This is a genomic window from Rhodococcus (subgen. Prescottella) equi (assembly GCF_003013675.1).
GTDB classification, from domain to species: Bacteria; Actinomycetota; Actinomycetes; order Mycobacteriales; family Mycobacteriaceae; genus Prescottella; species Prescottella equi.
The window spans coordinates 1,329,585-1,353,857 of record NZ_CP027793.1 but is presented as its reverse complement, the minus strand read 5'-3'; the positions used below and the strand labels follow the sequence as shown (position 1 = coordinate 1,353,857).

Sequence of the window (24,273 nt, the reverse complement as noted above, 5' to 3'; positions counted from 1 at the left end):
AACCTAGTTCCGACACGAGGAGCAGACTATGAGCAGCCCCACCACCACTTCTTCGTCCGATTCGTCGCTGCCTGCGAGCGAGGCCGAGATCGCCGAACTCCGCAAGGAGATCGACCGCCTCGACGCCGAGATCCTCGCGGCCGTCAAGCGCCGCAGCGAGGTGTCGCAGATCATCGGCCGTACCCGTATGGCGTCCGGTGGCCCACGGCTGGTGCACAGCCGGGAAATGAAGGTTCTGGAGCGCTTCAGTGAGCTCGGCCAGGAGGGCCACACCCTCGCCATGCTGCTGCTCCGTCTCGGACGCGGCCGGCTGGGGCACTGACCGCTCCCGTCTCATCACCTCACAGCGCGAACTCGAGAAACGCCCGGTCCGTTCGGACCGGGCGTTTCTCGTGCTCGTGCAGCGGCCGGTTCAGGTGAGCGCGATGTACTTGGTCTCGAGGTACTCGGCGATCCCCTCGCTACCACCCTCGCGGCCGAACCCGGAGGCCTTGACGCCGCCGAACGGGGCCGCGGTGTCGGAGATGACGCCGCGGTTGACACCGACCATGCCCGTTTCCAGGGCGTCGGAGACGCGCAGCGCCCGGTCCAGGTCGCGGGTGTAGATGTACGCCGCGAGACCGAACTCGGTGTCGTTGGCGGCCGCGACGGCCTCCTCCTCGGTGTCGAAGCCGGTGATTGCCGCGACCGGCCCGAACACCTCCTCGCGCAGGATGCGCGCCGACGCCGGGACGTCGGCGAGGACGGTGGCGGGATAGAACCACCCCGGGCCGCCCGAGGCCTCGCCGCCGAGCAGTACCTTCGCCCCCGCTTGCACGGCGTCGTCGACGAGTTCGGCGACGGTGGCGAGCTGATCGCGATTGATCAGCGGGCCGAGCGTCGTCTCCGGGTCGATGCCGGGGCCCATCTTCGACGCTGCCATCCGTTCGGTGAGTTTCGCGGTGAACTCCTCACGGACGGCGTTCGCGACGTGGAAACGGTTCGCGGCCGTGCACGCCTCGCCCCCGTTGCGGAGCTTGGCCAGCATCGCGCCGTCCACCGCGGCATCGACATCGGCGTCGTCGAACACGACGAACGGCGCGTTGCCACCGAGTTCCATCGACGTGCGCAGCAGCCCCTTCGCGGACTTCTCGACCAGCATCCGGCCCACACCGGTGGAGCCGGTGAAGGTGAGTTTGCGCAGCCGAGGGTCCTCGAGCAGCGGCTCGGTGACCGCGCTCGAATGCGACGTCGGCAGCACCGACAGCACGCCCGGCGGCAGCCCCGCCTCGACGAACAGCTCGGCCAGCGCCAGCATGGTCAGCGGCGTCTCCGATGCAGGCTTGACGATCATGGTGCAGCCGGCGGCCAGCGCCGGGCCGATCTTGCGGGTGCCCATCGCGAGCGGGAAGTTCCACGGCGTGATCGCCAAGCACGGTCCCACCGGCTGCTTCGACACCAGGATGCGGCCGTTGCCGGCGGGCGCGGCCTGGTAGCGACCCTCCATCCGGACCGCTTCCTCGGCGAACCACCGGAAGAACTCGGCGCCGTACTTGACCTCGGCCCGGCTCTCGGGCAGCGCTTTGCCCATCTCGAGGGTCATCAGTTGCGCGAAGGTCTCCGCGCGGGTCGTGATCTTGTCGAACACCGAGCGCAGCAACTCGCCGCGCTCGCGGGCGGGCGTGGCGGCCCAGTCCGCCTGTGCGGCGGCCGCGGCGTCGAGGGCCTTGACGGCGTCGCCGGGACTGGCGTCGGCGACCTCGGTGAGTACGTCACCGGTCGCGGGGTCGTACACGGGGAAGGTGGCGCCGTTCTCGGCGTCCACGGAGGTGCCCCCGATCCACAGCTTGGTAGGAACGGCACGAATCAGTTCGGCTGGGTTCATGGCTTCCATCATGCGCCGGTCGAGCGCGCCGTGTGTCGCTCAACGAGAGTCGGCAAGAGCTTCGGGCGCGCTGCCGATAAGCTTCCTGCATGAGCACAGACATCACCGGTACCGCAGCCTGGAAGAATCTGGATGCGCATCATCGAGTGGTCGAATCTGCCCATCTGCGAGACCTGTTCGCTCAGGACCCCTCCCGAGGCACCGAACTGACGGTGACGGCGGGCGACCTGTACGTGGACTACAGCAAACATCGTGTAACTCGCGAAACCCTTGATCTGCTCGTGGAACTGGCGCGAACCGCACAGGTGGAGCAGCGCCGCGACGACATGTTCGCGGGCGCGCACATCAACACGTCGGAGGACCGCGCGGTGCTGCACACCGCCCTGCGCCTGCCGGCGGACGCCGACCTCACCGTCGACGGGCAGGACGTCGTCGCCGACGTGCACGACGTTCTGCGCCGGATGGGCGAGTTCACCGACCGGCTGCGGTCCGGGCAGTGGCGGGGCGCGACCGGCGAGAAGATCCGCACGGTCGTCAACATCGGTATCGGCGGTTCGGATCTCGGTCCGGTGATGGTGTGCGGGGCGCTGCGTCACTACGCCGACGCCGGGATCTCGGCGCGTTTCGTCTCCAACGTCGACCCTGCCGACCTGGTGGGCACGCTGGCCGACCTGGATCCGGCCACGACGCTGTTCGTCGTCGCGTCGAAGACGTTCTCGACGCTCGAGACGCTGACGAACGCATCCGCCGCGCGCCGCTGGCTCGTCGACGAGCTCGGTGAGGACGCGGTGCCCAAGCACTTCGTGGCGGTCTCGACGCACGCCGAGCGGGTCGCGGAGTTCGGCATCGACACCGCCAACATGTTCGGGTTCTGGGACTGGGTCGGCGGACGCTACTCGGTGGACTCGGCGATCGGGTTGTCGGTGATGGCGGTGATCGGCAAGGAGCGCTTCGCGGAGTTCCTCGCCGGCTTCCATGCCGTCGACGAGCACTTCCGGACGGCGCCGCTCGCGGAGAACGCGCCGGTGCTGCTGGGACTGATCGGGGTGTGGTACTCGAGTTTCTTCGACGCCGAATCCCGTGCGGTCCTTCCGTATTCGAACGATCTGGCCCGCTTCGCGGCCTACCTGCAGCAGCTCACGATGGAGTCGAACGGCAAGTCGGTGCGCGCCGACGGCTCCCCCGTCACCACCAGGACCGGCGAGATCTTCTGGGGCGAGCCGGGAACCAACGGCCAGCACGCGTTCTACCAGTTGCTGCACCAGGGCACCCGCCTGGTGCCGGCAGACTTCATCGGCTTCGCCGAGCCCACCGACGACCTGCCGACCTCCGACGGGACCGGCAGCATGCACGATCTGCTCATGAGCAACCTGTTCGCGCAGACGAAGGTGCTCGCGTTCGGCAAGACCGCCGAGGAGATCGCCGCCGAGGGCACGCCGCCGGAGTTGGTACCGCACAAGGTGATGCCGGGTAATCGCCCGACCACGACGATCCTGGCGCCGCGCCTGACGCCGTCGGTGATCGGTCAGCTCATCGCGCTGTACGAGCACCAGGTGTTCGTCGCGGGCGTCATCTGGGGCATCGATTCGTTCGACCAGTGGGGCGTCGAACTCGGCAAGGCCCAGGCACTCGAGCTCGGTCCCGTGCTGACGTCCACGGAAGCTCCTCCGCGGCAGGACGACTCGTCCACCGACGCCTTGGTGCGGTGGTACCGGAGCCGGCGCGGCCGAGCGGTCTGAGATCACGCGGCGTGCGGATGGCTCCATCCGCACGTCGTGTAGACGCGCCCGTCGCGATCGACCAGCCGGGCGGCCAGTTCCTGCTGTTCCAGCCAGGTGACGGCGCCGACTCCGCGACGGAGGGCTGCAGCGGCGGCGCCGTGGGCCCACAGCGCGTCCTCCGCCAGGACCGAGACCTGCTCCCACTCCCCGCCCACCGCGTCGTGGCCGGCGAACGTGGCGTCCGTGCCGGCCGTCGCGAGCGCGGTCTCCGTCGGCAGCTCGATCGTGCCGTCTCCCGGCACCGGCACCTGCCAGCCGCCGGCCGGGCAGTGTCCCGCGGTTGCGACGTCGGAGCCGATCCGCACCAGCGCCCCGCACTCCAGGTCGTGGGCGACGAGGGTCGCCGCGCGGTCCGCGGTGTCGGCCTTGGCGATGCCCGCGATGTCGAACGAGGCGCCCCACGGTGCGAGAACGGTGTCGCCGTCGATCTGGACGTCCCGGAAAGTCGGTGACGGGTGGATGGACGGCACGGCGGACAGGGTGTCCTCGACCGCCAGCGGACTGACGGCCCCGTCGGTCATCCGTGCCACCCACAGAGCCGACCGGAGCAGTCTCGCCAACCCGACGCTGACCCGGACCGGCAGGCCCTGAGCCAGATTGACGGCGTGGATCTCGGCATCGCCCCGCTGCAGGCTGCAGGCGGCCTCGGCCCCTGCGAGCACCCCGCCCACCAGGGCCACAGCGGACCCGAGGGCCGCTGCCTCGGTCACCTGGACCTCGATCTCCTCGCCCCAGGCGCTCCATCTGGTTTCGACCAACATGACGCACTCCGTGTCTCCGTGCGAACCGGTTCGGGAACCGGTGCGGACAACGGGTTCATTTCCTCAATTATGCGCTCGGCGCACCGGTCCGGGCCCGCCCGTGAATCGGTTTCCCGTCGAATCGCGGATTCTCCCCAGCCGCGCGGACGGCCGCGGGTAGCGTCGCATCATGCCGGTACGCAGCGAGAAGGCCGGGCCCGTCACCACGATCGTGTTGTCCCGGCCCGAGGTTCGCAACGCCGTGGACGGCCCCACCGCCGCGGCTCTCGCGGCCGCCTTCAGGGAGTTCGACGACGATCCGGACGCCGCGGTGGCGGTGCTGTGGGGCGAGGGCGGCACGTTCTGCGCCGGGGCCGATCTCAAGGCTCTCGGAACCGAACGGTCCAACCACGTCACTCCGGACGGCGACGGCCCGATGGGGCCCACCCGCATGCGCCTGTCCAAGCCGGTGATCGCGGCTGTGTCCGGTCACGCGGTGGCGGGCGGTCTCGAACTGGCGTTGTGGGCCGACCTGCGAATCGCCGAAGCCGACAGCGTCTTCGGCGTCTTCTGTCGACGCTGGGGCGTGCCACTGATCGACGGCGGCACCGTACGCTTGCCGCGGATCGTCGGGGCGGGGCGGGCGATGGACCTCGTGCTCACCGGGCGCGCCGTGGATGCCGAGGAGGCCCTGACGATCGGTCTGGTGAACCGGGTGGTACCGCCCGGTCAGGCCCGCGTCGCCGCGGAGGAGCTGGCAGCCGAGCTGGCGACGTTCCCGCAGACCTGTCTGCGGGAGGACCGCATGTCGCTGCTCGAGCAGGAGGGCATGTCCGAGGAGGACGCCCTCGCCACCGAGTTCCGGCACGGCATGGTGGCGGTCACGGTCGACGCGCTCTCCGGCGCCGCCCGCTTCACGGCCGGCGAGGGTCGGCACGGGAGCTTCGGCGGGGACTGACGGTAACGTCCGGTCTCATGGACCGGCTGACCATGGTGGACGAGATCTTCCTACGCAGGCACCACGGTTACGGCTTGCCGATCGTGATGCAGGGCGTGTGGCGCACCGCCGACGCGGTGGACGTCCGGGCGCTCGAAGCGGTGCACGCGGCGCTTTCCCGCGGCGCTCTCGGCCGCCGAGTGGTCCGCCCCCGGGTACCGGGGGCCCGCATGCGCTGGGAGGCGAGCACCGCCACCCATCCGCTGCGCTACGAGACGCACCCGGTGGACGACGTGGTGGCGTGGGCGGACGCGTGCGCCGACGTCGACGTCGATCCCGAGCACAGCCCCGCGTGGGCGCTCGCCGCGGCGCCCACCGCCGACGGCGGAACTGCGATCTCGTTGGTGTGCTCCCACGTCGTCGCCGACGCGCGCGGACTCGTGTCGGCGGCGGCCACCGCGCTCACCGGCGGATCCCCGCCTCCGGCCCCCGCCCGGACGTCCGATGTGGGCGACGCGCTACGCACCGTGGGCTCCGTGCTCGCCGACGGCGCGACTGCCTCCCTCGGTCTGCTGTTCAGCGCGGACAGGCGCCGCGAACTGCGCGAGTTCCGTGAGGTCGCGGCCGCCGACCGTCGGCCCGGCGGCACACACCTCACCACCGGAACGTCGACCGCGATAGTCGACGTCGACGCCGCGGCGTGGGACGCGTCCGCCGCGGCGGACGGCGGGACTGCGAACAGCCTGTTCATCGCGCTCGTCACCGCGATCGCCGATGCGGCCGGCGTCCCGATGCCGTTGCACGTCAGTGTGCCGGTCGACACCCGCGATTCCGACGCCGTCGACAACGCGATGGTCATCACCGAAGTCGTTGTGCGCCCCACTGATTCGCTGTCCGATATCCGCCGGCTGAGCAGAGCGGCGTTCACTCGGCCACCGATGGGCGCTCCGTCGGGCTTTCCCGAGGAGATCACGCAGATCCTGCCCGACCGCATCGCGAACAGGCTGACCGTCGGGGCCGGGGAGCGCGACGCACTGTGCTCGAACATCGGTCGGTTGCCCGGCTCCTTGGCATCACTGGGCCCCTATCGCACCACCGGCGTCGCGACCCGCGCGGTGCATCCGGGACTGTCCCGGCACCGACCGGCGTCGACGACCACGCGCCTGTCGGGCTACCTCTGCTCACACGGCAAGACGTACACGTTGTCGCTGGTGGGAGTGGATCCGCAGCACTTCGGAGATTCCGACCGACTCCGTGAACTGGCCATCGCCGAACTCGGAAAGCGAGGACTCACGGCGCGCTCCTGGTGACAGATGGCACCACTTTGCGCCGTCTTGGCACCATCAATTTCATGAAACCCATTTACATGGCACCACAGTGATGCCATAGTGGTGCCATGAACTTGGATCCGTACGTCAGCGCCCTTCAGCACGACCTCGCAGTCGCTGCCGAGGCCGCGGGCCCCGACGCTCGCGCCCTCGCGGAGCGACTGACCGCTCCGCTCGACTCGGCGGTGCGTCTGGCACTGCTCGACGCGCTGTCCGCGGCGGCCGGTGAGATCACCCGCGACCTCGCGCCCGGCTCGGTCGATCTCCGACTGCGGGGTCGGGAGCCGAGCTTCGTCGTCACTCCGCCGCCCGGTGAACCCGCCGACGACACCGGGGAAACGGCCGGCACGGAACCCCCGCCCCGGGGCCCCGACGTCGACGAGGGCCCGATGACTCGAATCAACCTCCGGTTGCCGCAGGAGCTCAAGGACCGCGTCGAGGACGCTGCCCGCGTCGCCGGAATGTCGGTCAACGCGTGGCTCGTCCGCTCGGCCGCGGCAGGGCTCGAGGACGGCGGCGGCGCACGTCGTCCCGAGCGTCGCGCCACCACGGGCGGCGACCGCTTCACCGGCTGGGTCCACTGAGCACGCGACAGCGCCGCCCCCATCACACAACGAGGATCACGATGCCCACTTTCAGCACCCCCGAACCGATCTCGGCCGCGATCTCGCTCGTGGTCGGCGACGTCGCCGTCACCGCCTCCGACCGGGACGACACGGTCGTGGAGGTCCACCCCAGCGATCCACACCGCGAACAGGACGTGCGCGCGGCCGAACAGACGCGAGTCGAGTTCGCCGCCGGACGACTGGTCGTCAAGGCACCCCGGCCCCGCGTGCTCGGCGTCTGGGGCAAGGTCGGGTCGATCGACATCACCGTCGACCTGCCGACCGACTCGGCGGTGGAGTCCGACGCCTCCGTCGGCGGCTTCCGCTCCACCGGCCTACTCGGTAACTGCCGACTGAAGTCCGCGACCGGCGACATCCGCCTCGACGGCACCGGCGATCTGATCGTGCACACGGGCGCCGGCGCCATCTCGGTCGAATCCGTCGGCGGCGCCGCCGATCTGTCGACCGGTTCGGGCCGGATCGAGGTCGCCCACATCGGCGGAAACGCTCTGGTCGAGAACTCCAACGGCCACAACAGGATCGGCTCGGTCGCCGGGAATCTACGGGTCAAGACCGCGAACGGCGACGTCGTCGTCGGTAGCGCCGGGGGCGACGTCGATGCGGCGACTGCAAACGGCGAGGTCCGGATCGGCGAGGTGACCCGCGGCGTCGTGTCGCTGCGCACCGGCAATGGTGCGGTCGAGGCCGGAATCCGCGAAGGCACCGCCGCGCGCGTCGACGCGCACACCTCGTTCGGCAAGGTCCACAACCTTCTCACCGAGGCCTCCGGCCCCTCAGCGACCGAGGAACGGGTCGAACTGCGGGCCCGGACGAGTTTCGGGGACATCACCGTTCGCCGCCCCTGACCGGGCGCGGACCACAACTCGAGGGCGGAACTATGACATCCACGGTCTCCACAGCATCAGCAGTTCGAGTTCGATCACTTCGGAAGTCCTTCGGGGACAAGGTGGTACTCGACGGCATCGATCTCGACATCGCCGAGGGCACCATCTTCTCCCTGCTCGGCCCCAACGGTGCCGGCAAGACGACGGTCGTGAACATCTTGTCCACGCTGGTCCGGCCCGACGCCGGTGAGGTGTGGGTCGCGGGCCACGACCTGAGCCGCCACCCCGACGCGATCAGGTCCGCGATCGGTGTCACCGGCCAGTTCTCGGCGGTGGACGGTCTTCTGACCGGCGCCGAGAACCTCGCGCTCATGGCGGATCTCCACCACCTCGATCGGCGCAGCGAGCGCCACCGCACCGCCGAACTGCTCGAGCGGTTCGATCTCACCGAGGCGGCGTCGAAGCCGGCCGCGAGCTACTCGGGTGGCATGCGGCGCCGACTCGATCTCGTGATGACGCTCGTGGGACGTCCGCGCATCATCTTCCTGGACGAGCCGACGACCGGACTGGACCCGCGCAGTCGCAGGACCATGTGGGACATCGTGCGCGAACTCGTCGCGGACGGCGTCACGATCTTCCTCACCACCCAGTACCTCGAGGAGGCCGACCAGTTGGCCGATCGCATCGCGCTGCTGGACCAGGGCCGATTGGTCGCCGACGGCACGCCGGCCGATCTCAAGCAACTCGTACCTGGCGGACATGTCCGCCTGCGCTTCGCCGACGTCGACGAACTCCGTTCGGCTGCACACTCTCTCGCCGGGTCCGCTCCCGACGACGAGACCCTGACGCTGCAGGTGCCGGGAGACGGCAGCATCCCGTCGCTCCGGTCGATTCTCGACCGACTGGACGCCGAGGCCATCGAGGTCGCCGACCTCTCGATCCACACTCCCGACCTCGACGACGTGTTCTTCGCCCTCACCGCCCGATCCGACTCCCCTACGGAGGTATCGCGATGACCACTCTCTCCTACGCCGTGACCGATTCCGCCACGATGTTGCGGCGCAATCTGCGGCACATGATCCGGTACCCGTCGATGACGGTGATGCTGATCGGGATGCCCGTCGTGCTCCTGCTGCTGTTCGTCTACGTCTTCGGCGGCACTCTCGGTGCCGGACTGGGCGACCCGGGCGGCGGGCGTGGGGCATACGTGGACTACGTGACGCCCGGTATCCTGTTGATGACCGTAGCGAGTTCCGCTCAGGGAACGGCGATCTCGGTCGCGACGGACATGACGGAGGGAATCATCGCCCGGTTCCGGACCATGTCGATCTCCCGCGCCTCGGTACTCACCGGGCACGTCGTCGGCAGCCTGCTCCAGACGATGCTCAGCCTGGCGGTCGTGACCGGCGTCGCCGTCCTCGTCGGATTCCGGCCCACCGCGACCGCGGCCGAGTGGATCGCCGCCTTCGGCCTGCTCGCGGCCTTCACACTGGCGATCACGTGGCTGTCAGTGGCGCTGGGACTGGTCTCGCGGAGCGTCGAGACGGCGAGCAATCTGCCGATGTTCCTCATCCTGCTGCCCTTCCTGGGCAGCGGATTCGTACCCACCGACTCGATGCCCACCGCGGTGCGCTGGTTCGCCGAGTACCAACCGTTCAGTCCGGTCATCGAGACGCTGCGCGGCCTGCTCCTGGGCACGCCGATCGACGCGAACGGTGCGCTCGCTGCGGCGTGGATCGTCGGGATCGGCCTGTTCGGGTACGTCTGGGCGAACCGCCTGTTCGAGCGACGCTCTCCCCGCTGACGCCGACCGGAAGTAGCGCGAAACCGTTCTCCCCGGCCTACCGTGGGTCCATGGCTCCCGAAGATTTCGACGTCATCGTCATCGGAGGCGGACCGGCCGGGGAGAACGCCGCGGCCTACGCCATCGCCGGAAGCGACCGCACCGCGGCACTCGTCGAACACGAGTTGGTGGGCGGCGAATGCTCGTACTGGGCGTGTATGCCGTCGAAGGCACTGCTCAGACCCGTCGAGGTGCTCGGCACCGCCCGGCACATGCCGGGAGTGGAGGAGAAGGTCAACGCGTACGGCCTCGACACCGAGGCCGTACTCGCACGACGGGACGGGTTCACCCACAATCTCGACGACTCGTCGCAGGTGTTGTGGGCGGATTCGGTCGGCATCGACGTGATCCGCGGCACCGCACGCATCACCGGGGCACGGGAAGTGACGGTGGGCGACCGCGTGCTGCGGGCCCGCCACGCGGTGGTTCTCGCGACCGGCACCAGGGCGAGTGTGCCGGATCTACCGGGTCTGCGGGACGCACTTCCGTGGACTTCGCGGGACGCCACCAACGTCCGCGAGGTGCCCCCGCGCCTCGCGGTCGTCGGTGGCGGCGTGGTGGCGTGTGAGGCTGCCACGTGGATGCACGAACTCGGCGCCGACGAGGTGACACTCCTGGTCCGCGGCTCGGCGTTGCTCGAGCGGACCGAGCCGTTCGCGGGTGAACTCGTCGCCGAGAAGCTGCGCAAGCACGGTGTGAACGTGCGCTTCGGCACCTCGCTGCAGACCGCGTCCCGCCCGGGCGCCGCCGACACCGGAGTGGGCCGCATCCACGGCGGACCGGTCACCCTCACGGTCAGCGGTGACGGTTCCGATTCGGAGTTGACCGTCGACGAGGTACTCGTGGCGACGGGTCGGACACCTGCGACCGCCGGGCTCGGCCTGGATCTGTTCGGACTCCCCGACCACGGCTACGTCGGTGTCGACGACCATCTCACCGTCACCGGGGTGGACGGTGAGTGGCTGTACGCCGTCGGCGACGTCAACGGCCGGACGCTGCTCACCCACATGGGCAAGTACCAGGCCCGGGTGTGCGGCGACGTCATCGCCGCCCGTGCCGAGGGCCGGCCACTGGACGGTCCCCGCTTCGCCGCGTCGGCCGACCACGGCCAGGTGCCGCAGGTGGTGTTCACGACCCCCGAGGTCGCAGCCGTCGGACGCACCGAAAGTCAAGCCCGTGCAGACGGATTGGATACCGAAGTTGTCACCGTCGACATCGATGTCGCGGGTGCCGCACTGTCTCGCGACGACTACTCCGGGCGGGCGTCGCTGGTGATCGACGGTGCGACCGACACGGTCGTCGGCGCGACGTTCGTCGGCTCGGGTGTCGCGGAACTGGTGCACGCCGCAACCGTCGCCGTCGTCGGCAAGGTGCCACTCGAGAGCCTCTGGCACGCGGTCCCGTCGTACCCGACGGTGAGCGAGGTGTGGCTACGGCTGCTCGAGGCCCGGCGCGATCGATAGACCCGGACGGGGACGCGGGAGCATCGAACCCGGCACCTACGCACGCACACCCAGGTATGGGAACGGGTAATTGTCCGGTCGTGCATTCGCACCCGACGTACAAAGCTTCGATTGTCCGGATCGAACCATCTTCGTCAGCTAGGGAGGAAACCATGAGCAGACAGCCCGCCAGGGTCCTCGCTCTCGCCCGCTTCCGGTGTCGACTAGCCCTGATGGGACGCAGGGAGCGTGCGTGCTGGATGTCGCTGTCGCGGCCGCAGGACGAGCGTTTGCTCGATTGCGACAGCTTCGCGTTGTAGTCGGGGCCGGTGTCGCGGCGGTTTCGGCATGGGGCAGAATCGCCGCTCAGCCACGATCACGCGAAGGAGTAACCATGGGTTCCTTATCCGAGTTCACGCCTGCGGAGAACATTGCCGGCTTCGTCAGCTGGGCCTTCGGAAGTCTCGTCCTCCTCGGCCTCGCGGGTGTACTGAAGTCCGCGAGCTGACCGGCGCCCGGAACCTGCTCGCCGGATCCCACCCACTGCTTCGGGAATCAGCGGATCGTCGTGATCTCACCCCTTTCGGATGAGACACAGGTGACCCGTGCGCGCGCAGAATGCCTGAAGCACTTGGCTTCGGCGAGCGAGGAGTTCCGATGGCGCCAGATTTTTCCGACCGATCCGACTTCGACGATGCGGAGCGTGGGTTCGTAGCAACCCTCGAGCCGTTGAAGATCACCGACGCCGAGGGGCGGATCGTGTTCGATCTGTCGGGGTACGAGTTCCTCGACGGGGACTGTCCCGACACCGTGGACCCGAGCTTGTTCCGCCAGAGTCGCCTCTGCGTCAAGAACGGTCTTTTCGAAGTGGTGGAGGGGATATATCAGATCCGCGGGTTCGATCTGTCCAACATGACCCTGGTCGAAGGCGACACCGGTGTCATCGTGATCGATCCGCTCGTCAGCGTCGAGTGCGCCGCCGCAGGATTGGCTCTCTACCGCGAGCATCGCGGCGAGCGCCCGGTTACCGGTGTCATCTACACCCATTCCCACGGGGACCACTTCGGCGGTGTGCTCGGCGTCCTTCCCGACGGTGCCGGCGACGTGCCGATCCTGGCTCCGGCCGGATTCATGGCCGAGGCCGTCTCGGAAAACGTCTATGCCGGTATCGCAATGAACCGGCGCGGCAACTACATGTACGGCGTGACCTTGCCGGTGGGGCCGCGGGGCCATGTCGGTGCCGGGCTGGGCCTGCAGGGTTCGACCGGTCAGGTCAGCCTGCTCGCGCCGACACTCGACGTGACCTACACCGGCCAGACCGAAACTCTCGACGGCGTCCCGATCGTCTTCCAGATCACTCCGGGCACCGAGGCGCCCTCGGAGATGAACTTTCACTTCCCGCGCCATCGCGCGCTGTGTATGGCCGAGAACGCCACTCACACCCTGCACAATCTGCTGACGTTGCGCGGCGCGCAGGTACGCGATCCCCGGATGTGGTCCCACTATCTCGACGAGGCAATCGAGCTCTTCGCCGACACATCGGATGTGGTCTTCGCCTCCCACCACTGGCCCACCTGGGGCACGGACAATCTCGTCCGGTTCGTGTCCCAGCAACGTGATCTCTACATCTATCTGCACGATCAGACGGTGCGGAGGATGAACCAGGGCATGACCGGTGTCGAGATCGCCGAAGAGATGACCCTTCCTCCCGCACTCGAGGAGGCCTGGCATGCGCGCGGATACTACGGCTCGGTCAGCCACAACGTCAAAGCCATCTACCAGCGCTATCTCGGCTGGTTCGACGGCCACCCCAGCTCCCTGTGGCAACACCCACCCACAGCCCTTGCCCATCGCTACGTTCAGGTCATCGGCGGCGTCGACGCGGTGGTCGAGCACGGCCGCCGATTCTCCGACGAGGGAGACCTGCGCTTCGCTGCCGAACTGCTCAAACACGCCGTGTTCGCCGATCCCGACCACGCGCCTGCGCGAGAAGCTCTGGCCGAGGTCTACACACGGCTGGGACACGGCTCGGAGAACGCCACGTGGCGGGGGTTCTATCTCACCGGGGCGAAGGAACTTCGCGAAGGAATCACTGCCCCCGAGCTCGACCTCGGCGGTGGCATGGCCGCCGCACTCAGTGTCGAACAACTCTTCGACACTCTCGCCATCCGTGTCGACGGTCTCCGAGCGGCCGGCGAATCGCTGTGCATCGACTGGCATTTCACCGAGCCGGACCTCACGATACGGACCATGCTGTCCAACGGCGCACTCATCCGCACCCGCGACCCGCGCAGCGTCGCAACAAAGGTGGATCTGTCACTGACACTGACCAAATCACAACTGCTCGGCCTGCTCGCCGGCGGTGACCTGGACGCCGTCACCACCGACGGCGACGAGACGGCGCTGCGGCGGCTGTTCGGGTTACTCGACGAGCCTTCTCCGGCCTTCGCCATCGTCACCCCGTGAGCGGGGCGCACTCCGCCGCCGCGCGACGATCGCACCGTGCGGGCGTTGCTCGCCCGACGTCCGCGTGTGCGTCTCGATCACCTCGAAACCGGCCACGACCAGCTCCCGTTCGAAATCGGCTGTCGGCCATCGATAAGCCGTCGTGGCGGCATGGTCGAACGGCTCCACTGCCGGCCCTTCGAAGAAGCCCACCAGCAGTCCTCCGCCCGGGCGGATCGCGCGCGCGAACTCGGCGAGAGGGATCCGGACGTCCCGCGGCCGGTGGTGGATCAGCGAATACCAGGCAAGGACCCCACCGAGCGATTCGTCTGCGGCGTCCAGTGTTTCGAAGTTGCCGTGGGCGAACGAGAGGTGCGGATACTGCGTCCGTGCGCGGCGGACGAACTCCGGAACGAGGTCGATGCCCGCAGCCGCCGATCCGCACCCGGTCAGGAAGTCAGTCCACTGTCCCGGCCCGCAACCTGCATCGAGCACGGGACCGCTGAGCGTCTGGGCCCAGCTGCCCACGAGGGCCCGATCGGACGGGTGCGTCGACGTCATCGAGCCGAAGAGATCGATGTACTCCCGCGACCGGGCCGAGTAGGCCGTTCGGACGATGTCGTCCGCGGCGTCCGTCTTCTCCATGGCCCCGATCATGTCGTGGCGACGGGCCCAACGGTGACGCGACCCGCCGCGGAACGAGGGCCGTGGACGAGCCTGGCTGACACGATCGGTACGCGGTACACTTGTGGCACATTTGGAGGTGCGACCATGCTCGTCGACCGAGACCGTGCCCGCGACACGATCCACGCATTGTCGGATCAAGACCTGCTGGAACTGCTGTCCGAGGAGTTCTCCCGGCGCCCCAACCTGCGCCCGGTGCGCGACGACGTCACCGCACTGCTGGCGATGGGGCCGGCACTGGCGCTGCAACACGAACGTGCCGTGGCCAATCCCGCCGCCGCGGCGGTCGCCCGCACCCGCACCGTGTCCTCCGCATTGCGCTCGCTCGTGGAGGAGCACGAGATGCTCGACTCCACTGCCGTCAGCCGCGCACTGGGCAGGGCCGCCACCAGCCGCAATACCGCGAGCCGCCTCGCGTCGTCCGGCAGCGTCATCGCGCTCCCCGCAGCCGGGCACAAGCTCTTCCCCGCCTTCCAATTCGACACCGAGCGACGTGAGGTGCGCCCCATCGTCGCCGAGATCAACCGCATCATCGGCGCCAAGGAAGATCCGTGGGGCGCAGCTTCGTGGTGGCTGAACCCGACGGCCTTCGCCGACGACCCCCGCTCCCCCGCCGACCTCGCCGTCGCCGGCGGACACGACCAGGATCTACGGGACATGGCCGACGACCTCGCCGCCGACTGACCCCCGTGTACCCCGACCCGCCGGCCGCGCTGCCGGCTGCCCTGATCACGACGGTGCCCGCCGACACGTCGGTGTGGCGCATCCACAGCACCACTCGCGGCGCCGCCGACCTCAACCCGACGCCGAGACCGCGCGTGCGCACCGGGGGCCGCTTCGACAGCCTCGACGGCTCGTACGCGTATCTCTACGTCGGCGACAGCCCGGCGGCGGCAGTAGCGGAAACGCTGTGCCGCAACCTTCCGGTCGACCAGTCCCCCAGGCTGATTCCGCGCATCCAGGTCCGCGGCCGGGTGCTGAGTGAGCTGCGTACGACCCGGCCGGTTCGCGTCGCAGACCTGACCGGCACCGGCGCGGCGCGACTCAACGCCGATGTGTGGCTCACCAAGTGCGACCCCTCCGGCTATCTCGCCACGCGTCGCTGGGCCGCCGCCGTCCTCGCCGCGAACCCGGACATCGACGGTCTGCAGTACCGGCCACGCCACGACGAGAACGATCTCGCGTGGATGCTCGCCGCCGGCCCCACCGTCACCGCGCACCCCGCGGTGTCCGCGGTGTCCGCGGTGGGAGGCGTGGTCCCGCTCGATTCGGCCGACGGGCACTATCTCCTCGGGGCACTGCTCACGGCTCACAACGCCGCCCTCGCACCCTGATCCGGCCGGCGGCGGCCCGCGGCACCGGGTCTTCCGCGCACTGATCGACCCGGACGCCACCCGATCGGCAGTCCTGGTCGAGGACGCGCCCGATTCCGACTCCACTCACCGAGACCTCCCTTGACAGGAAATCGGACACCCTCGACTATGACGCACGTCACTCGAGAGTCGTTCGTCGAAAGGATCCATCCGTGACCCAGTCTGTCGACCCCCAGGCCTACATCGCATCGGTCATGGCCGGGCTGACCGGCCCGGGTGGCCGTTTCGAATTCGTCCAGGAGGACGTCCTCGGCACGACCATGCCGGTGATGAAGAACCGCGACAAGGCGCTGGGCGACGTCCTCGCCGCGTCCGCCGCCTACGGCGACCGCGACTACCTGGTCACCGAGGACCGGCGGATCAGTTACGCCGACCACCTGCGTGACGTCGCCGCACTCGCGACCGCACTGCGCGACCGGTACGGCGTCGGCAAGGGCGACCGGGTCGGACTTCTCGCCGCCAATACCCCCGAGTGGGTCGAATCGTTCTGGGCCGCGCAGGCGCTCGGCGCGATCGCAGTCGGATTCAACGCCTGGTGGGTGCCGCGCGAGATCGAGTACGGCGTGGAGCACACCCGCCCGTCGGTGCTGATCGTCGACGCCAAGCGCGCTGCCCTGCTCGACGGCCTCGACCTCGACGTCCCGGTCCTGACGATGGAGGACGACCTGCCCCGTCTCGTCAAGGAGTTCGCCGGTGCAGAGCTTCCGACAACCGCTGTCGCCGAAGACGATCCGGCGGTGATCCTCTACACGTCCGGCACCAGCGGGCGGCCGAAGGGCGCGGTGCACTCGCAGCGGAACCTGCTGGCTGTCATCGACTACCACCGCTACAGCGACGCCCTCCTGGCAGCGTTCTCGGGCGCGGCCCCGAGCGACGGCCCCAGCGACCTCCGGTACCTGCTCACCTCGCCGCTGTTCCACATCGCGAGCCTCCACAACCTCGTCGTGCCGCGACTGGCGACCGGCAGCGCGGTGGTGCTCTACCAGGGCTCGTTCGACGCCGACCGCGTGCTGCGGCTCATCGAGCGGGAGAAGGTCACCAACTGGGGCGCGGTCCCGACGATGGCCGGGCGCCTGCTCGAGCACGAGGACGTCTCGCGCTACGACACGTCGTCGCTCACCGCGTTCGCGCTCGCGTCGGCGCCGTCGTCCCCCGGCTTCCAGCAGCGCCTGCGCGAAAAGTTGCCGTTCGCGACCAACGCACTCGTCGACAGCTACGGGCTCACCGAATGCAGCACCGCGATCTCGGTCGCGACCCCGATGGACCTGCAGGCCTTCCCGGGCACCCTGGGCCGCCCGATCCTCGGCGTCAGCGTCGAGGTGCGCGACCCGTTCGGCGATCCGGTCCCCGACGGCACCGAGGGCGAGATCTGTGTGCGCAGCCCGTACGTGATGCTCGGCTACTGGGAGAACGACGCCGCGACGTCCGACGCGATCCGCAAGGACCGCTGGCTGCACACCGGCGACTTCGGCGTCATCGAGAACGGCATGGTCCGGCTCACCGGCCGCCGCTCCGACCTGATCCTGCGCGGCGGCGAGAACGTGTACCCGGTGGAGATCGAGCAGTGCCTCGACGAGCATCCGGACGTCGCCGAGTGCGCGGTGATCGGCGTCGACCACCCCGACCTCGGACAGGAGGTCGCCGCGGTGGTCGTGCTGCGACCGGGCGCCACGGTCACCGAGGACGAACTCCGGGAGTTCGCGGCCGAGCGCCTCTCTTACTTCAAGGTGCCCACGCGCTGGCGCCTCTCCGGGGAACCGCTGCCGCGCAACGCGACCGGCAAGACCATGCGCAAGCAGATCGTCATCTGAGCACGACGCGCAAAGGCGAACCGAAACTGACCGATCCGCCGAGGCCCTGGGCACTCGGCGGACCGGGCAGTTCCTCCGGGCCCGCTGAGCGGCGGGCCGCGACCTGCCGGGGGTCAGCCCAGAGCTCGGAGGCTTTCCAGCCTGCGCGCAACCGGGGCACGCCACTCCTCGAGATCCTCGGGGCCGTTCTCGGCCCACAGCTCGTGCAGCTCCGAGGTGTCGCTGTCCGCGATCGCACGTTCGAGTGTGGTGAGGATCCACGCGTGTTGGTCGGGTGTCAGCGACGCGCAGAAAGCCGCCGCGTCGATCCCGTCGAGATGTGGGGACGCCGACTCGATTCCGCGGCCCACCGCCACGATCTCCGCGTAAGCGATCGCCGCCTGCGCGTCGTCCGCCTCGAGGTACTCCTCGTCGACGTGACTCGTGAAGTCGTCGATGACGAAGTCACCAGCTCGCAGCCCGGCGAGCAGATCACCCGCTCCGTCGTTCTCGAACGGTCCCGAACCCCATGTGCCCATACCGGATTCCTCCTAGCTACCGATGCTTGCTCGCGTGCCGAGCATAAGGTTGGGCACCGACAGCCGCCAGGCCTTCGACACCTCGCCGCGTGCGATGAAATGCTGTCACCATGGCCTACAAGGGATCTCGCACCAAGACGACGGCGATCTGGCTGGCACCCGAGGACGAGGTGCGCGTCGGCCGCGCAATCGCGGATGCGGCACCCCGCGCCGCCTGGCTCTGCAGCCCGCCGACCCCGGCCGGACTACACCCGGTTCACCTGCACCGAAATCTCGAGCAGGCATTCGAGTGTGGGCCCGTTCAGGCGTTTCTGCTCCTGCCCTTCGCAGCGGCGCCGCCCGGCGACGTCGAGCCGGACGCGGACGTCGAGATCACCCCGGCGCTGACGGGGCGGGCGCTCGTCCAACTCCTGCGTTCGCGGCACGTGGACGACGAGTGGAGTCGGTCCGGCGAGCATGGGAAGGCCTTTTCGTCCGGGCGGCTCGCGGTGCGCTGGTCCGAGCCCGAGGTGGGCCCGGACGAGCATCGGCTGTTGTCGGAGCAGACCGACATCGTGTGGGCGGCGATGCGCTGGGCCACGCGTCCGGCGAGGCTGCTCGGGCCGGGCGGCCGCGTCTCCACCGCTGGACGCATCGGGCAGGCAGCGTACGACATGGTCACGACGACCGGGATCCCGCTGACCCGTGGCGGGCCGGAGCGCTGCGCACTCGCCTGACGACACCGCTCGCGACCCGCCCGGCCGCGGCGTCCTGCCGCCGTATAGTCGCGAACATGAGGCCGAGTCTCGACGTGACCACCTCCGACGGCAGCGTCCGGGGACTGCGGATGGGCGATCTGTCGACCTGGCGCGGGATTCCGTTCGCTGCTGCGCCGGTGGGGCCGCTGCGGCTGCGGGCACCGCACCCGGTGCAGCCCTGGGCCGGGGTCCGCGACGCCACCGAGTTCGGCAACGCCGCCCCCCAGTCCCGAATGGGCACGACGCTGCGACCGGGCAAGTACCAGCCGATCTCCGAGGACTGCCTGACGCTCAACATCGTCGCGCCCGCCGCACCGAGTGCGGAGCTCCGGCCGGTGATGGTGTTCGTGCACGGCGGCGCGTTCGTTCTCGGCACCACCGCGATGGGCATCTACCGGGGCGACCGCCTGGCGCGCCGCGGCGATGTCGTCTACGTGTCGCTGAACTATCGCCTGGGCGCCCTCGGCTATCTCGACTTCACCGAGTTCTCGACTCCCGAGCGTCCCATCGACGCCAACCTCGGTCTCCGCGACCAGGTCGCCGCGCTGCAGTGGATCCAGCGCAACATCGCGGCGTTCGGCGGTGATCCGGACAACGTCACGCTGTTCGGGGAGTCCGCGGGCGGCACTTCGGTGACGACCCTGCTGGCGACCCCCGCGGCGCGGGGCCTGTTCGCCCGCGCGATCTCCCAGAGTTCCGCGCCTGTCCTGGTGGGCGACGCCACTCGCGCGCGGACGTGGGCCCGGCAGTTCCTGCCGCTGCTCGGCTGCGACGACCCGGCCGACGCGACCCGTGCTCTCGACGAGGCCACCCCGGCCGAACTCGGCAAGGCGGCCGGACGATTGGGTGCGAAGGTGCTCGCGGAGACACCCGGGCTGCACCCGTTCGGACCGGTCGTGGACGGCGACTTCCTGCCCGTCGCCCCGTTGCAGGCGTTCACCGACGGCACCGCGCATCCCGTGCCGTTGATCATCGGCACCAACGCCCGCGAGGGCACTTTGTTCCCCAAGGTGATGGACGGTCTGCCCACCGACGCGGCCCGCATCGACGCGATGTTCGCCCTCACCGATCCCGCCGCCCGCGATCGTGTGGTCGCCGCGTACCTCGGCTATCCGGGAGTGGCCGCGGCGATCGACCTCGGCGGCGACCTCACGTTCTGGAAGCCGTCGGTCGACATCGCCGACGCGCATTCGGCGCACGCCCCCACCTACAGCTACCGGTTCGACTACGCGCCGCGTCTGCTGCATCGCCTCGGCCTCGGTGCCACGCACGCGTTCGAGTTGTTCGCGGTGTTCGGCTACGGCGAGTCCGCGGCCGGTCGGGCGCTGACGGCCTACGGTGGTCGACGCGGACTGCGGACGGTCACCGATCGGGTCCAGGAGAACTGGATCTCGTTCGCCCGGGGCGGTGTTCCGGAGCCGTGGTGGCCCCGGTACGACGCCGAGAACCGGCGCACCCTGATATTCGACGTCCCCACCCGCGTAGAGCGGGACCCCAATCGGGACCGGCGCCTCGCCTGGTCCGGTTACCGCGGCTATCTCGGCGAGGGCACGGCCGAAGCCGAACGGCTTTCGTGAGCGACGACCACGCGGCTGTCACGTATGCGGACGGAACCGTCCGCGGCAGGCGCCTCGCGGATCTGTTGTCGTGGCGTGGAATCCCTTACGCCGCACCCCCGGTCGGACCACTGCGGCTGCGCGCGCCCCGACCGGTCTCGCCGTGGGCGGGCGTTCGCGATGCCCTCTCGTTCGGCCCGCCGGCCCCCCAGCGGCGTCGCCGTGGCAGCGAGGACTGCCTCACACTCAACGTCCTCCGGCAGGCCGAACCGAGCGCCGACCCACGCCCCGTCATGGTCTACATCCACGGCGGGGCACACACGGCCGGGACGTCCGCGGCACCGATGTACAGCGGGGCGTCCCTCGTCCGCCGCGGCGACGTCGTGTTCGTCTCGCTCGGCTACCGGCTCGGAGCGCTCGGCTACCTCGACTTCCGCGAGTTCTCCACACCGGAACACACTTTCGATGTCAATCTCGGCCTGCGTGACCAGATCGCCGCGCTCGAATGGGTGCAGCGGAACATCGCGGCCTTCGGCGGGGACCCGTCGAACGTGACACTGTTCGGCGAGTCGGCGGGAGCGGACGCCGTCGTCACCCTGATGTGCACGCCGGCGGCGCGGGGCCTGTTCGCCCGCGCGATCGCGCAGAGCCCGCCGCCCGCAACGTCCAACGGCACCGAACTGGCAGGGCTGTGGGCGCGGGAGTTCCTGGACCTGGCGGGCGTGTCACGGGCGGACGCGGCCCACTACCTGACGACGGCGTCGCCCGAAGCACTCGTCCGGACCGCCGCGACGCTCAGCGCGCGAGGCGCCGACGAGGTTCCCGGTGTCCGCCCGTTCGCGCCCGTCGCCGACGGCGCAGTGCTGCCCGACCATCCCCTCGACGCGTTCGAGGCGGGTACCGAACACCGGGTCCCCCTGATCATCGGTACCAACGCCCAGGAGGGGCGCATCTTTCCGCGGATGCTCGACATCCTGCCGACCGACCGCACCCGGATCGAGAAGATGTTCGAGGGCACCGACCCGGCGATCGCGGCGCGCGTGACGGCCGCCTATCCTGGCTATCCGCGGCGGCGGGCGGCCGCCGACCTCGGCGGGGACGTCGTGTTCTGGGAGCCGTCGCTGCGCTGCGCACACGCGCACACCCGGCACGCGGAGACCTACATGTACCGGTACGACTTCGCGCCGCGCCTGTTGCACCTGGCCGGCCTGGGTGCGACGCACGCGACGGAACTGTTCGCGGTCTTCGGCCGGCGAGGAGTGGGCGTCCGCACGCTGACCGCGCTGGGCGGGTGCAAAGGACTGCGCGCGGTCACCGAAACGATGCAGCGCCACTGGCTCGAGTTCGCCCACTCCGGCCGCCCGCTGGACTCGTGGCCGCGGTACTCGTCCGAGCACCGCGATACCTTGATCATCGACGAGGTCTGTCGGGTGGAGTGCGACCCGGCGCGCCGCCGCCGGGAGGCATGGCTCGGATACCGGCACCGTCATTAGATCTCGAATGGGTTACCGTTGCGAGTTGCAACCAAATCTCAGGCTGTGGGAGACCTCGATGGCGATGCGCGAACTGCGTCTGGGCGGTGACGGCTGGGCCGCGCAGCTCACTCGGTTCGCACTCGTCGGCGGATCGAGCAACGTCCTGTATGCGCTGTCGTTCGTCGTCCTCGACGCCTACGGAACGTTCCTGGCGAACGCCGTGGGCGTCGCGACCAGCACGGTGCTCGCCAACGAACTGCACCGCCGCCGCACCTTCCGTGCCGCCGACCGGGTGCCGTGGTTCGCCGCTCAATGGGAGGGCGGCGCGCTCGCGCTGCTCGGCCTCGTGATCAGCTCGCTCGTGCTGGCCGCGCTGCACTTCTTCCTTCCCGACGCCACCGATCTCGTGTCGATCGCGCTCGTGATCGCGGTGAGTGGAGTGGTCGGAGGGCTGCGATTCGTGGCGCTGCGCGGCTGGGTGTTCGGCCGCCGGGACCCGCTACTTCAACAGCCGTGACATCCGCCGGTCGGCGAGGATCTTGCCACCGGTCTGGCACGTCGGGCAGTACTGGAACGACCGCTCGGCGTACGCCACCTCCCGCACCGTGTCGCCGCACACCGGGCACGGCATCCCGGTCCGCGCGTGCACCGTCATCCCGGCGCGCTTCTCGCCCTTGAGCCGGGCCGCCTCCTGCCCTACCGAACGTTCGACGGCGTCGGACAGCTCCGCGCGCATCGCGTCGTACAACCGGTCCACCTCGTCGGGCGCCAGCTTCGACGTCGTCGCGAACGGGGACAGCCGGGCCGCGTGCAGGATCTCGTCGGAGTAGGCGTTGCCGATTCCGGCCAGCAGCGACTGGTCCACGAGCGCCGTCTTGATCCGGGACGTGGTGCCGGCGAGGATCTCGCCGAACTGTGGTCGGGTCACCTCGAGCGCGTCCGGCCCGAGTCGCGCGATTCCCGGGACGAGCAGCGGGTCCGTCACCACCCACACCGCGAGCCGCTTCTTGGTGCCGGCCTCGGTGAGGTCGAAGGCGGGGGTCTCGCCGTCGGGGGTGAAGAAGTGCACGCGCACGGCCAGCGGCCCCTTGCCGGGTTTCGGCGGCGCCGAACCGGGGTTGTCGATCCAGCGCAGCCAGCCGCCGCGGGACAGGTGCGCGATGAGCCACAGCCCGTCGCAGTCCAGCGCGAGGTGCTTGCCGAACCGGTCCGCCCCGGTGACGTTGCGGCCCTGCAACGAGGTGATCGGCGGATCGAACGTCTTGAGCACACTCAACGCGGCCACGTCGACGCGTCCTACGACCGCACCCACGGCATGATCGCGCAGGAACTGGGCCAGGGCCTCCACCTCGGGCAGTTCGGGCATGGGGCCAGCGTAAGGCGGCTCCGCCGCCCGTGCGCCTTTTCGGTAGCTCCGACCACCGAAAAGACGCACGGGCGCGTCAGCGCCTGATCAGATAGATGTCCATGATCCAGCCCTTGCGCTCCCGCAGTTCGGCGCGGACGCGGACGATCTCGTCCTCTACCTCGCGGAGCTTGCCGGAGATCAGCACCTCGTCCGGCAATCCCAGGTACGCGCCCCACCAGATCTCGGCATCCTCGTCCGGGACGTGGGTGAAGCTGCATTCCGCGTCGAGCATCACGACGGCCGTGCCGACGCCGTCCGGTAGGCCGTCGCGCAGCTTCCTACCGGTGGTGACGTGCACCGGCTCGCCGATCCGGTTGAGCACGATCCGGTGCTGCGCGGCGAGCGCTTGGATGCTCGTGACGCCGGGGATCACCGTGTAGTCGAACGCGACGTTGCCGCGGGCCAGGACGCGCTCGACGATGCGCAGTGTGCTGTCGTATAGCGACGGGTCACCCCACACGAGGATCGCGCCGACACCGTCCTCGGCCGCGAACTTCTCCTCGAACACCTGGGCCCGGCGGTCGTGCCAGTCGTCGACGACACCGGTGTAGTCGGACGGCGTCCGGTCCCGCGGTGGGTCGAGGATGTCGACGATCCGGTAGTCGCGGTCCATGTGCTCGGCGAGGATGCTGGTCCGCAGATCCACCAGTTCCTGCTTCTCGTCGCCCTTGCCGATGACGAAGAACACGTCGGCCCGGTTCATCGCCTTGACGGCCTGGATCGTCACCTGGTCGGGGTCGCCGGCGCCGATGCCGATCACGAGAAGCTCACGCATGGGCGCAGGCTATCGCCCGTGCGCCTTTCCGGTAGCACCCACCACCGGAAAGGCGCACGGGTGGCGCAGCCGCCTAGACTGACCCCCGTGCACTCCCCCTACGAAG

Annotated in this window: 24 protein-coding genes; 18 read left to right on the top strand and 6 right to left on the bottom strand. The window is 69.5% G+C overall.

The genetic code is table 11. The features are described from left to right. Positions 1-28: 28 nt before the first annotated feature. Positions 29-322, top strand: coding sequence for a chorismate mutase (locus C7H75_RS06525; RefSeq protein ID WP_005514856.1), 294 nt, complete (start codon positions 29-31; stop codon positions 320-322). 90 nt (positions 323-412) lie between these two features. Here C7H75_RS06525 and C7H75_RS06520 read toward each other — a convergent pair whose 3' ends face one another. Continuing rightward, positions 413-1,864 carry an NAD-dependent succinate-semialdehyde dehydrogenase gene (locus C7H75_RS06520; protein WP_175271891.1) on the bottom strand — a complete coding sequence of 484 codons (1,452 nt, stop codon included), beginning with the start codon at positions 1,862-1,864 and terminating at the stop codon, positions 413-415. Between the two features lie 89 nt (positions 1,865-1,953). On the opposite strand from C7H75_RS06520, the gene pgi reads away from it, so the two are divergent. After that, positions 1,954-3,603, top strand: a complete 1,650-nt coding sequence (gene pgi, locus C7H75_RS06515; RefSeq protein ID WP_005514858.1) for a glucose-6-phosphate isomerase — start codon at positions 1,954-1,956, stop codon at positions 3,601-3,603. A 2-nt stretch (positions 3,604-3,605) separates the two neighbouring features. Here pgi and C7H75_RS06510 read toward each other — a convergent pair whose 3' ends face one another. Further along, the gene (locus C7H75_RS06510; protein ID WP_106851119.1) at positions 3,606-4,406 is read right to left on the bottom strand and encodes an FAD:protein FMN transferase; all 801 of its coding nucleotides are present in this window, start codon (positions 4,404-4,406) and stop codon (positions 3,606-3,608) included. Between the two features lie 169 nt (positions 4,407-4,575). Here C7H75_RS06510 and C7H75_RS06505 point away from each other — a divergent pair, with 169 nt between their 5' ends. From C7H75_RS06505 to C7H75_RS06465, 9 genes are all read left to right on the top strand, one after another. Next, entirely contained in the window at positions 4,576-5,343 is a 768-nt protein-coding gene (locus tag C7H75_RS06505) for a crotonase/enoyl-CoA hydratase family protein (RefSeq protein ID WP_005514861.1), read from the top strand. Between the two features lie 17 nt (positions 5,344-5,360). Then, positions 5,361-6,632 (top strand): hypothetical protein, encoded by a 1,272-nt coding sequence (locus C7H75_RS06500; protein ID WP_106851118.1) that lies wholly within the window; start codon positions 5,361-5,363, stop codon positions 6,630-6,632. A gap of 86 nt (positions 6,633-6,718) precedes the next feature. Continuing rightward, positions 6,719-7,234: a hypothetical protein gene (locus C7H75_RS06495; protein WP_005514863.1), complete on the top strand. Its 516-nt coding sequence runs from the start codon at positions 6,719-6,721 to the stop codon at positions 7,232-7,234. Between the two features lie 41 nt (positions 7,235-7,275). Continuing rightward, a complete protein-coding gene (locus C7H75_RS06490; protein WP_013415160.1) occupies positions 7,276-8,121 on the top strand; it encodes a DUF4097 family beta strand repeat-containing protein in 846 nt (281 codons plus the stop codon). A 32-nt stretch (positions 8,122-8,153) separates the two neighbouring features. Continuing rightward, positions 8,154-9,116, top strand: a complete 963-nt coding sequence (locus C7H75_RS06485) for an ATP-binding cassette domain-containing protein (RefSeq protein WP_106851117.1) — start codon at positions 8,154-8,156, stop codon at positions 9,114-9,116. Continuing rightward, positions 9,113-9,904, top strand: coding sequence for an ABC transporter permease (locus C7H75_RS06480; RefSeq protein WP_022594515.1), 792 nt, complete (start codon positions 9,113-9,115; stop codon positions 9,902-9,904). Before C7H75_RS06485 ends, C7H75_RS06480 begins: the two co-directional genes overlap by 4 nt. A 50-nt stretch (positions 9,905-9,954) precedes the next feature. Continuing rightward, positions 9,955-11,406, top strand: coding sequence for a dihydrolipoyl dehydrogenase family protein (locus C7H75_RS06475; RefSeq protein WP_106851116.1), 1,452 nt, complete (start codon positions 9,955-9,957; stop codon positions 11,404-11,406). 152 nt (positions 11,407-11,558) lie between these two features. Then, complete coding sequence (locus tag C7H75_RS25675; protein ID WP_005514868.1) at positions 11,559-11,705, top strand: hypothetical protein; 147 nt, start codon at positions 11,559-11,561, stop codon at positions 11,703-11,705. Positions 11,706-12,042: 337 nt separating this feature from the next. Continuing rightward, on the top strand, positions 12,043-13,851 hold the full coding sequence (locus tag C7H75_RS06465) for an alkyl/aryl-sulfatase (RefSeq protein WP_081183167.1): 1,809 nt from the start codon (positions 12,043-12,045) through the stop codon (positions 13,849-13,851). Here the strand turns inward: C7H75_RS06465 and C7H75_RS06460 are convergent. Then, on the bottom strand, positions 13,807-14,475 hold the full coding sequence (locus tag C7H75_RS06460) for a class I SAM-dependent methyltransferase (protein WP_372489566.1): 669 nt from the start codon (positions 14,473-14,475) through the stop codon (positions 13,807-13,809). The genes C7H75_RS06465 and C7H75_RS06460 overlap by 45 nt on opposite strands. Positions 14,476-14,601: 126 nt before the next feature. Between C7H75_RS06460 and C7H75_RS06455 the strand changes: the two genes are divergently transcribed. The 3 genes from C7H75_RS06455 to casG all read left to right on the top strand — a co-directional run bounded on the left by C7H75_RS06455 (position 14,602) and on the right by casG (position 17,698). Next, positions 14,602-15,198 (top strand): hypothetical protein, encoded by a 597-nt coding sequence (locus C7H75_RS06455; RefSeq protein ID WP_084845593.1) that lies wholly within the window; start codon positions 14,602-14,604, stop codon positions 15,196-15,198. A 5-nt stretch (positions 15,199-15,203) separates the two neighbouring features. Beyond that, positions 15,204-15,848, top strand: a complete 645-nt coding sequence (locus C7H75_RS06450) for an RES family NAD+ phosphorylase (protein ID WP_106851115.1) — start codon at positions 15,204-15,206, stop codon at positions 15,846-15,848. A gap of 191 nt (positions 15,849-16,039) precedes the next feature. Continuing rightward, positions 16,040-17,698, top strand: a complete 1,659-nt coding sequence (casG, locus tag C7H75_RS06445; RefSeq protein ID WP_013415153.1) for a steroid-24-oyl-CoA synthetase — start codon at positions 16,040-16,042, stop codon at positions 17,696-17,698. A 113-nt stretch (positions 17,699-17,811) separates the two neighbouring features. Here the strand turns inward: casG and C7H75_RS06440 are convergent, their stop codons facing one another. Further along, positions 17,812-18,216, bottom strand: a complete 405-nt coding sequence (locus tag C7H75_RS06440; RefSeq protein ID WP_064079060.1) for a DUF4259 domain-containing protein — start codon at positions 18,214-18,216, stop codon at positions 17,812-17,814. Between the two features lie 110 nt (positions 18,217-18,326). On the opposite strand from C7H75_RS06440, the gene C7H75_RS06435 reads away from it, so the two are divergent. The 4 genes from C7H75_RS06435 to C7H75_RS06420 are packed head-to-tail and all read left to right on the top strand — an operon-like array spanning position 18,327 to position 22,501. After that, positions 18,327-18,932, top strand: a complete 606-nt coding sequence (locus C7H75_RS06435) for a hypothetical protein (RefSeq protein ID WP_064079059.1) — start codon at positions 18,327-18,329, stop codon at positions 18,930-18,932. Between the two features lie 56 nt (positions 18,933-18,988). Further along, on the top strand, positions 18,989-20,530 hold the full coding sequence (locus C7H75_RS06430) for a carboxylesterase/lipase family protein (protein ID WP_106851114.1): 1,542 nt from the start codon (positions 18,989-18,991) through the stop codon (positions 20,528-20,530). After that, entirely contained in the window at positions 20,527-22,002 is a 1,476-nt protein-coding gene (locus C7H75_RS06425; protein ID WP_106851113.1) for a carboxylesterase/lipase family protein, read from the top strand. The genes C7H75_RS06430 and C7H75_RS06425 overlap by 4 nt, the downstream gene beginning before the upstream one ends. Positions 22,003-22,060: 58 nt before the next feature. Beyond that, positions 22,061-22,501 carry a GtrA family protein gene (locus tag C7H75_RS06420; RefSeq protein WP_013415148.1) on the top strand — a complete coding sequence of 147 codons (441 nt, stop codon included), beginning with the start codon at positions 22,061-22,063 and terminating at the stop codon, positions 22,499-22,501. On the opposite strand, the gene C7H75_RS06415 is transcribed toward C7H75_RS06420, so the two are convergent. Beyond that, positions 22,484-23,350: an Fpg/Nei family DNA glycosylase gene (locus C7H75_RS06415; protein WP_005514884.1), complete on the bottom strand. Its 867-nt coding sequence runs from the start codon at positions 23,348-23,350 to the stop codon at positions 22,484-22,486. The genes C7H75_RS06420 and C7H75_RS06415 overlap by 18 nt on opposite strands. Positions 23,351-23,426: 76 nt before the next feature. Continuing rightward, complete coding sequence (cobF, locus tag C7H75_RS06410) at positions 23,427-24,167, bottom strand: precorrin-6A synthase (deacetylating) (RefSeq protein WP_005514886.1); 741 nt, start codon at positions 24,165-24,167, stop codon at positions 23,427-23,429. Between the last annotated feature and the right edge of the window lie 106 nt (positions 24,168-24,273).

What these genes read in the sequence shown, in the direction of transcription:
- C7H75_RS06525 (WP_005514856.1), top strand. Translation starts at nt 29, where the DNA reads ATGAGCAGCCCCACCACCACTTCTTCGTCCGATTCGTCGCTGCCTGCG.
- C7H75_RS06520 (WP_175271891.1), bottom strand. Translation starts at nt 1,864, where the DNA reads ATGAACCCAGCCGAACTGATTCGTGCCGTTCCTACCAAGCTGTGGATC.
- pgi (WP_005514858.1), top strand. Translation starts at nt 1,954, where the DNA reads ATGAGCACAGACATCACCGGTACCGCAGCCTGGAAGAATCTGGATGCG.
- C7H75_RS06510 (WP_106851119.1), bottom strand. Translation starts at nt 4,406, where the DNA reads ATGTTGGTCGAAACCAGATGGAGCGCCTGGGGCGAGGAGATCGAGGTC.
- C7H75_RS06505 (WP_005514861.1), top strand. Translation starts at nt 4,576, where the DNA reads ATGCCGGTACGCAGCGAGAAGGCCGGGCCCGTCACCACGATCGTGTTG.
- C7H75_RS06500 (WP_106851118.1), top strand. Translation starts at nt 5,361, where the DNA reads ATGGACCGGCTGACCATGGTGGACGAGATCTTCCTACGCAGGCACCAC.
- C7H75_RS06495 (WP_005514863.1), top strand. Translation starts at nt 6,719, where the DNA reads ATGAACTTGGATCCGTACGTCAGCGCCCTTCAGCACGACCTCGCAGTC.
- C7H75_RS06490 (WP_013415160.1), top strand. Translation starts at nt 7,276, where the DNA reads ATGCCCACTTTCAGCACCCCCGAACCGATCTCGGCCGCGATCTCGCTC.
- C7H75_RS06485 (WP_106851117.1), top strand. Translation starts at nt 8,154, where the DNA reads ATGACATCCACGGTCTCCACAGCATCAGCAGTTCGAGTTCGATCACTT.
- C7H75_RS06480 (WP_022594515.1), top strand. Translation starts at nt 9,113, where the DNA reads ATGACCACTCTCTCCTACGCCGTGACCGATTCCGCCACGATGTTGCGG.
- C7H75_RS06475 (WP_106851116.1), top strand. Translation starts at nt 9,955, where the DNA reads ATGGCTCCCGAAGATTTCGACGTCATCGTCATCGGAGGCGGACCGGCC.
- C7H75_RS25675 (WP_005514868.1), top strand. Translation starts at nt 11,559, where the DNA reads ATGAGCAGACAGCCCGCCAGGGTCCTCGCTCTCGCCCGCTTCCGGTGT.
- C7H75_RS06465 (WP_081183167.1), top strand. Translation starts at nt 12,043, where the DNA reads ATGGCGCCAGATTTTTCCGACCGATCCGACTTCGACGATGCGGAGCGT.
- C7H75_RS06460 (WP_372489566.1), bottom strand. Translation starts at nt 14,475, where the DNA reads ATGGAGAAGACGGACGCCGCGGACGACATCGTCCGAACGGCCTACTCG.
- C7H75_RS06455 (WP_084845593.1), top strand. Translation starts at nt 14,602, where the DNA reads ATGCTCGTCGACCGAGACCGTGCCCGCGACACGATCCACGCATTGTCG.
- C7H75_RS06440 (WP_064079060.1), bottom strand. Translation starts at nt 18,216, where the DNA reads ATGGGCACATGGGGTTCGGGACCGTTCGAGAACGACGGAGCGGGTGAT.
- C7H75_RS06435 (WP_064079059.1), top strand. Translation starts at nt 18,327, where the DNA reads ATGGCCTACAAGGGATCTCGCACCAAGACGACGGCGATCTGGCTGGCA.
- C7H75_RS06430 (WP_106851114.1), top strand. Translation starts at nt 18,989, where the DNA reads ATGAGGCCGAGTCTCGACGTGACCACCTCCGACGGCAGCGTCCGGGGA.
- C7H75_RS06420 (WP_013415148.1), top strand. Translation starts at nt 22,061, where the DNA reads ATGGCGATGCGCGAACTGCGTCTGGGCGGTGACGGCTGGGCCGCGCAG.
- C7H75_RS06415 (WP_005514884.1), bottom strand. Translation starts at nt 23,350, where the DNA reads ATGCCCGAACTGCCCGAGGTGGAGGCCCTGGCCCAGTTCCTGCGCGAT.
- cobF (WP_005514886.1), bottom strand. Translation starts at nt 24,167, where the DNA reads ATGCGTGAGCTTCTCGTGATCGGCATCGGCGCCGGCGACCCCGACCAG.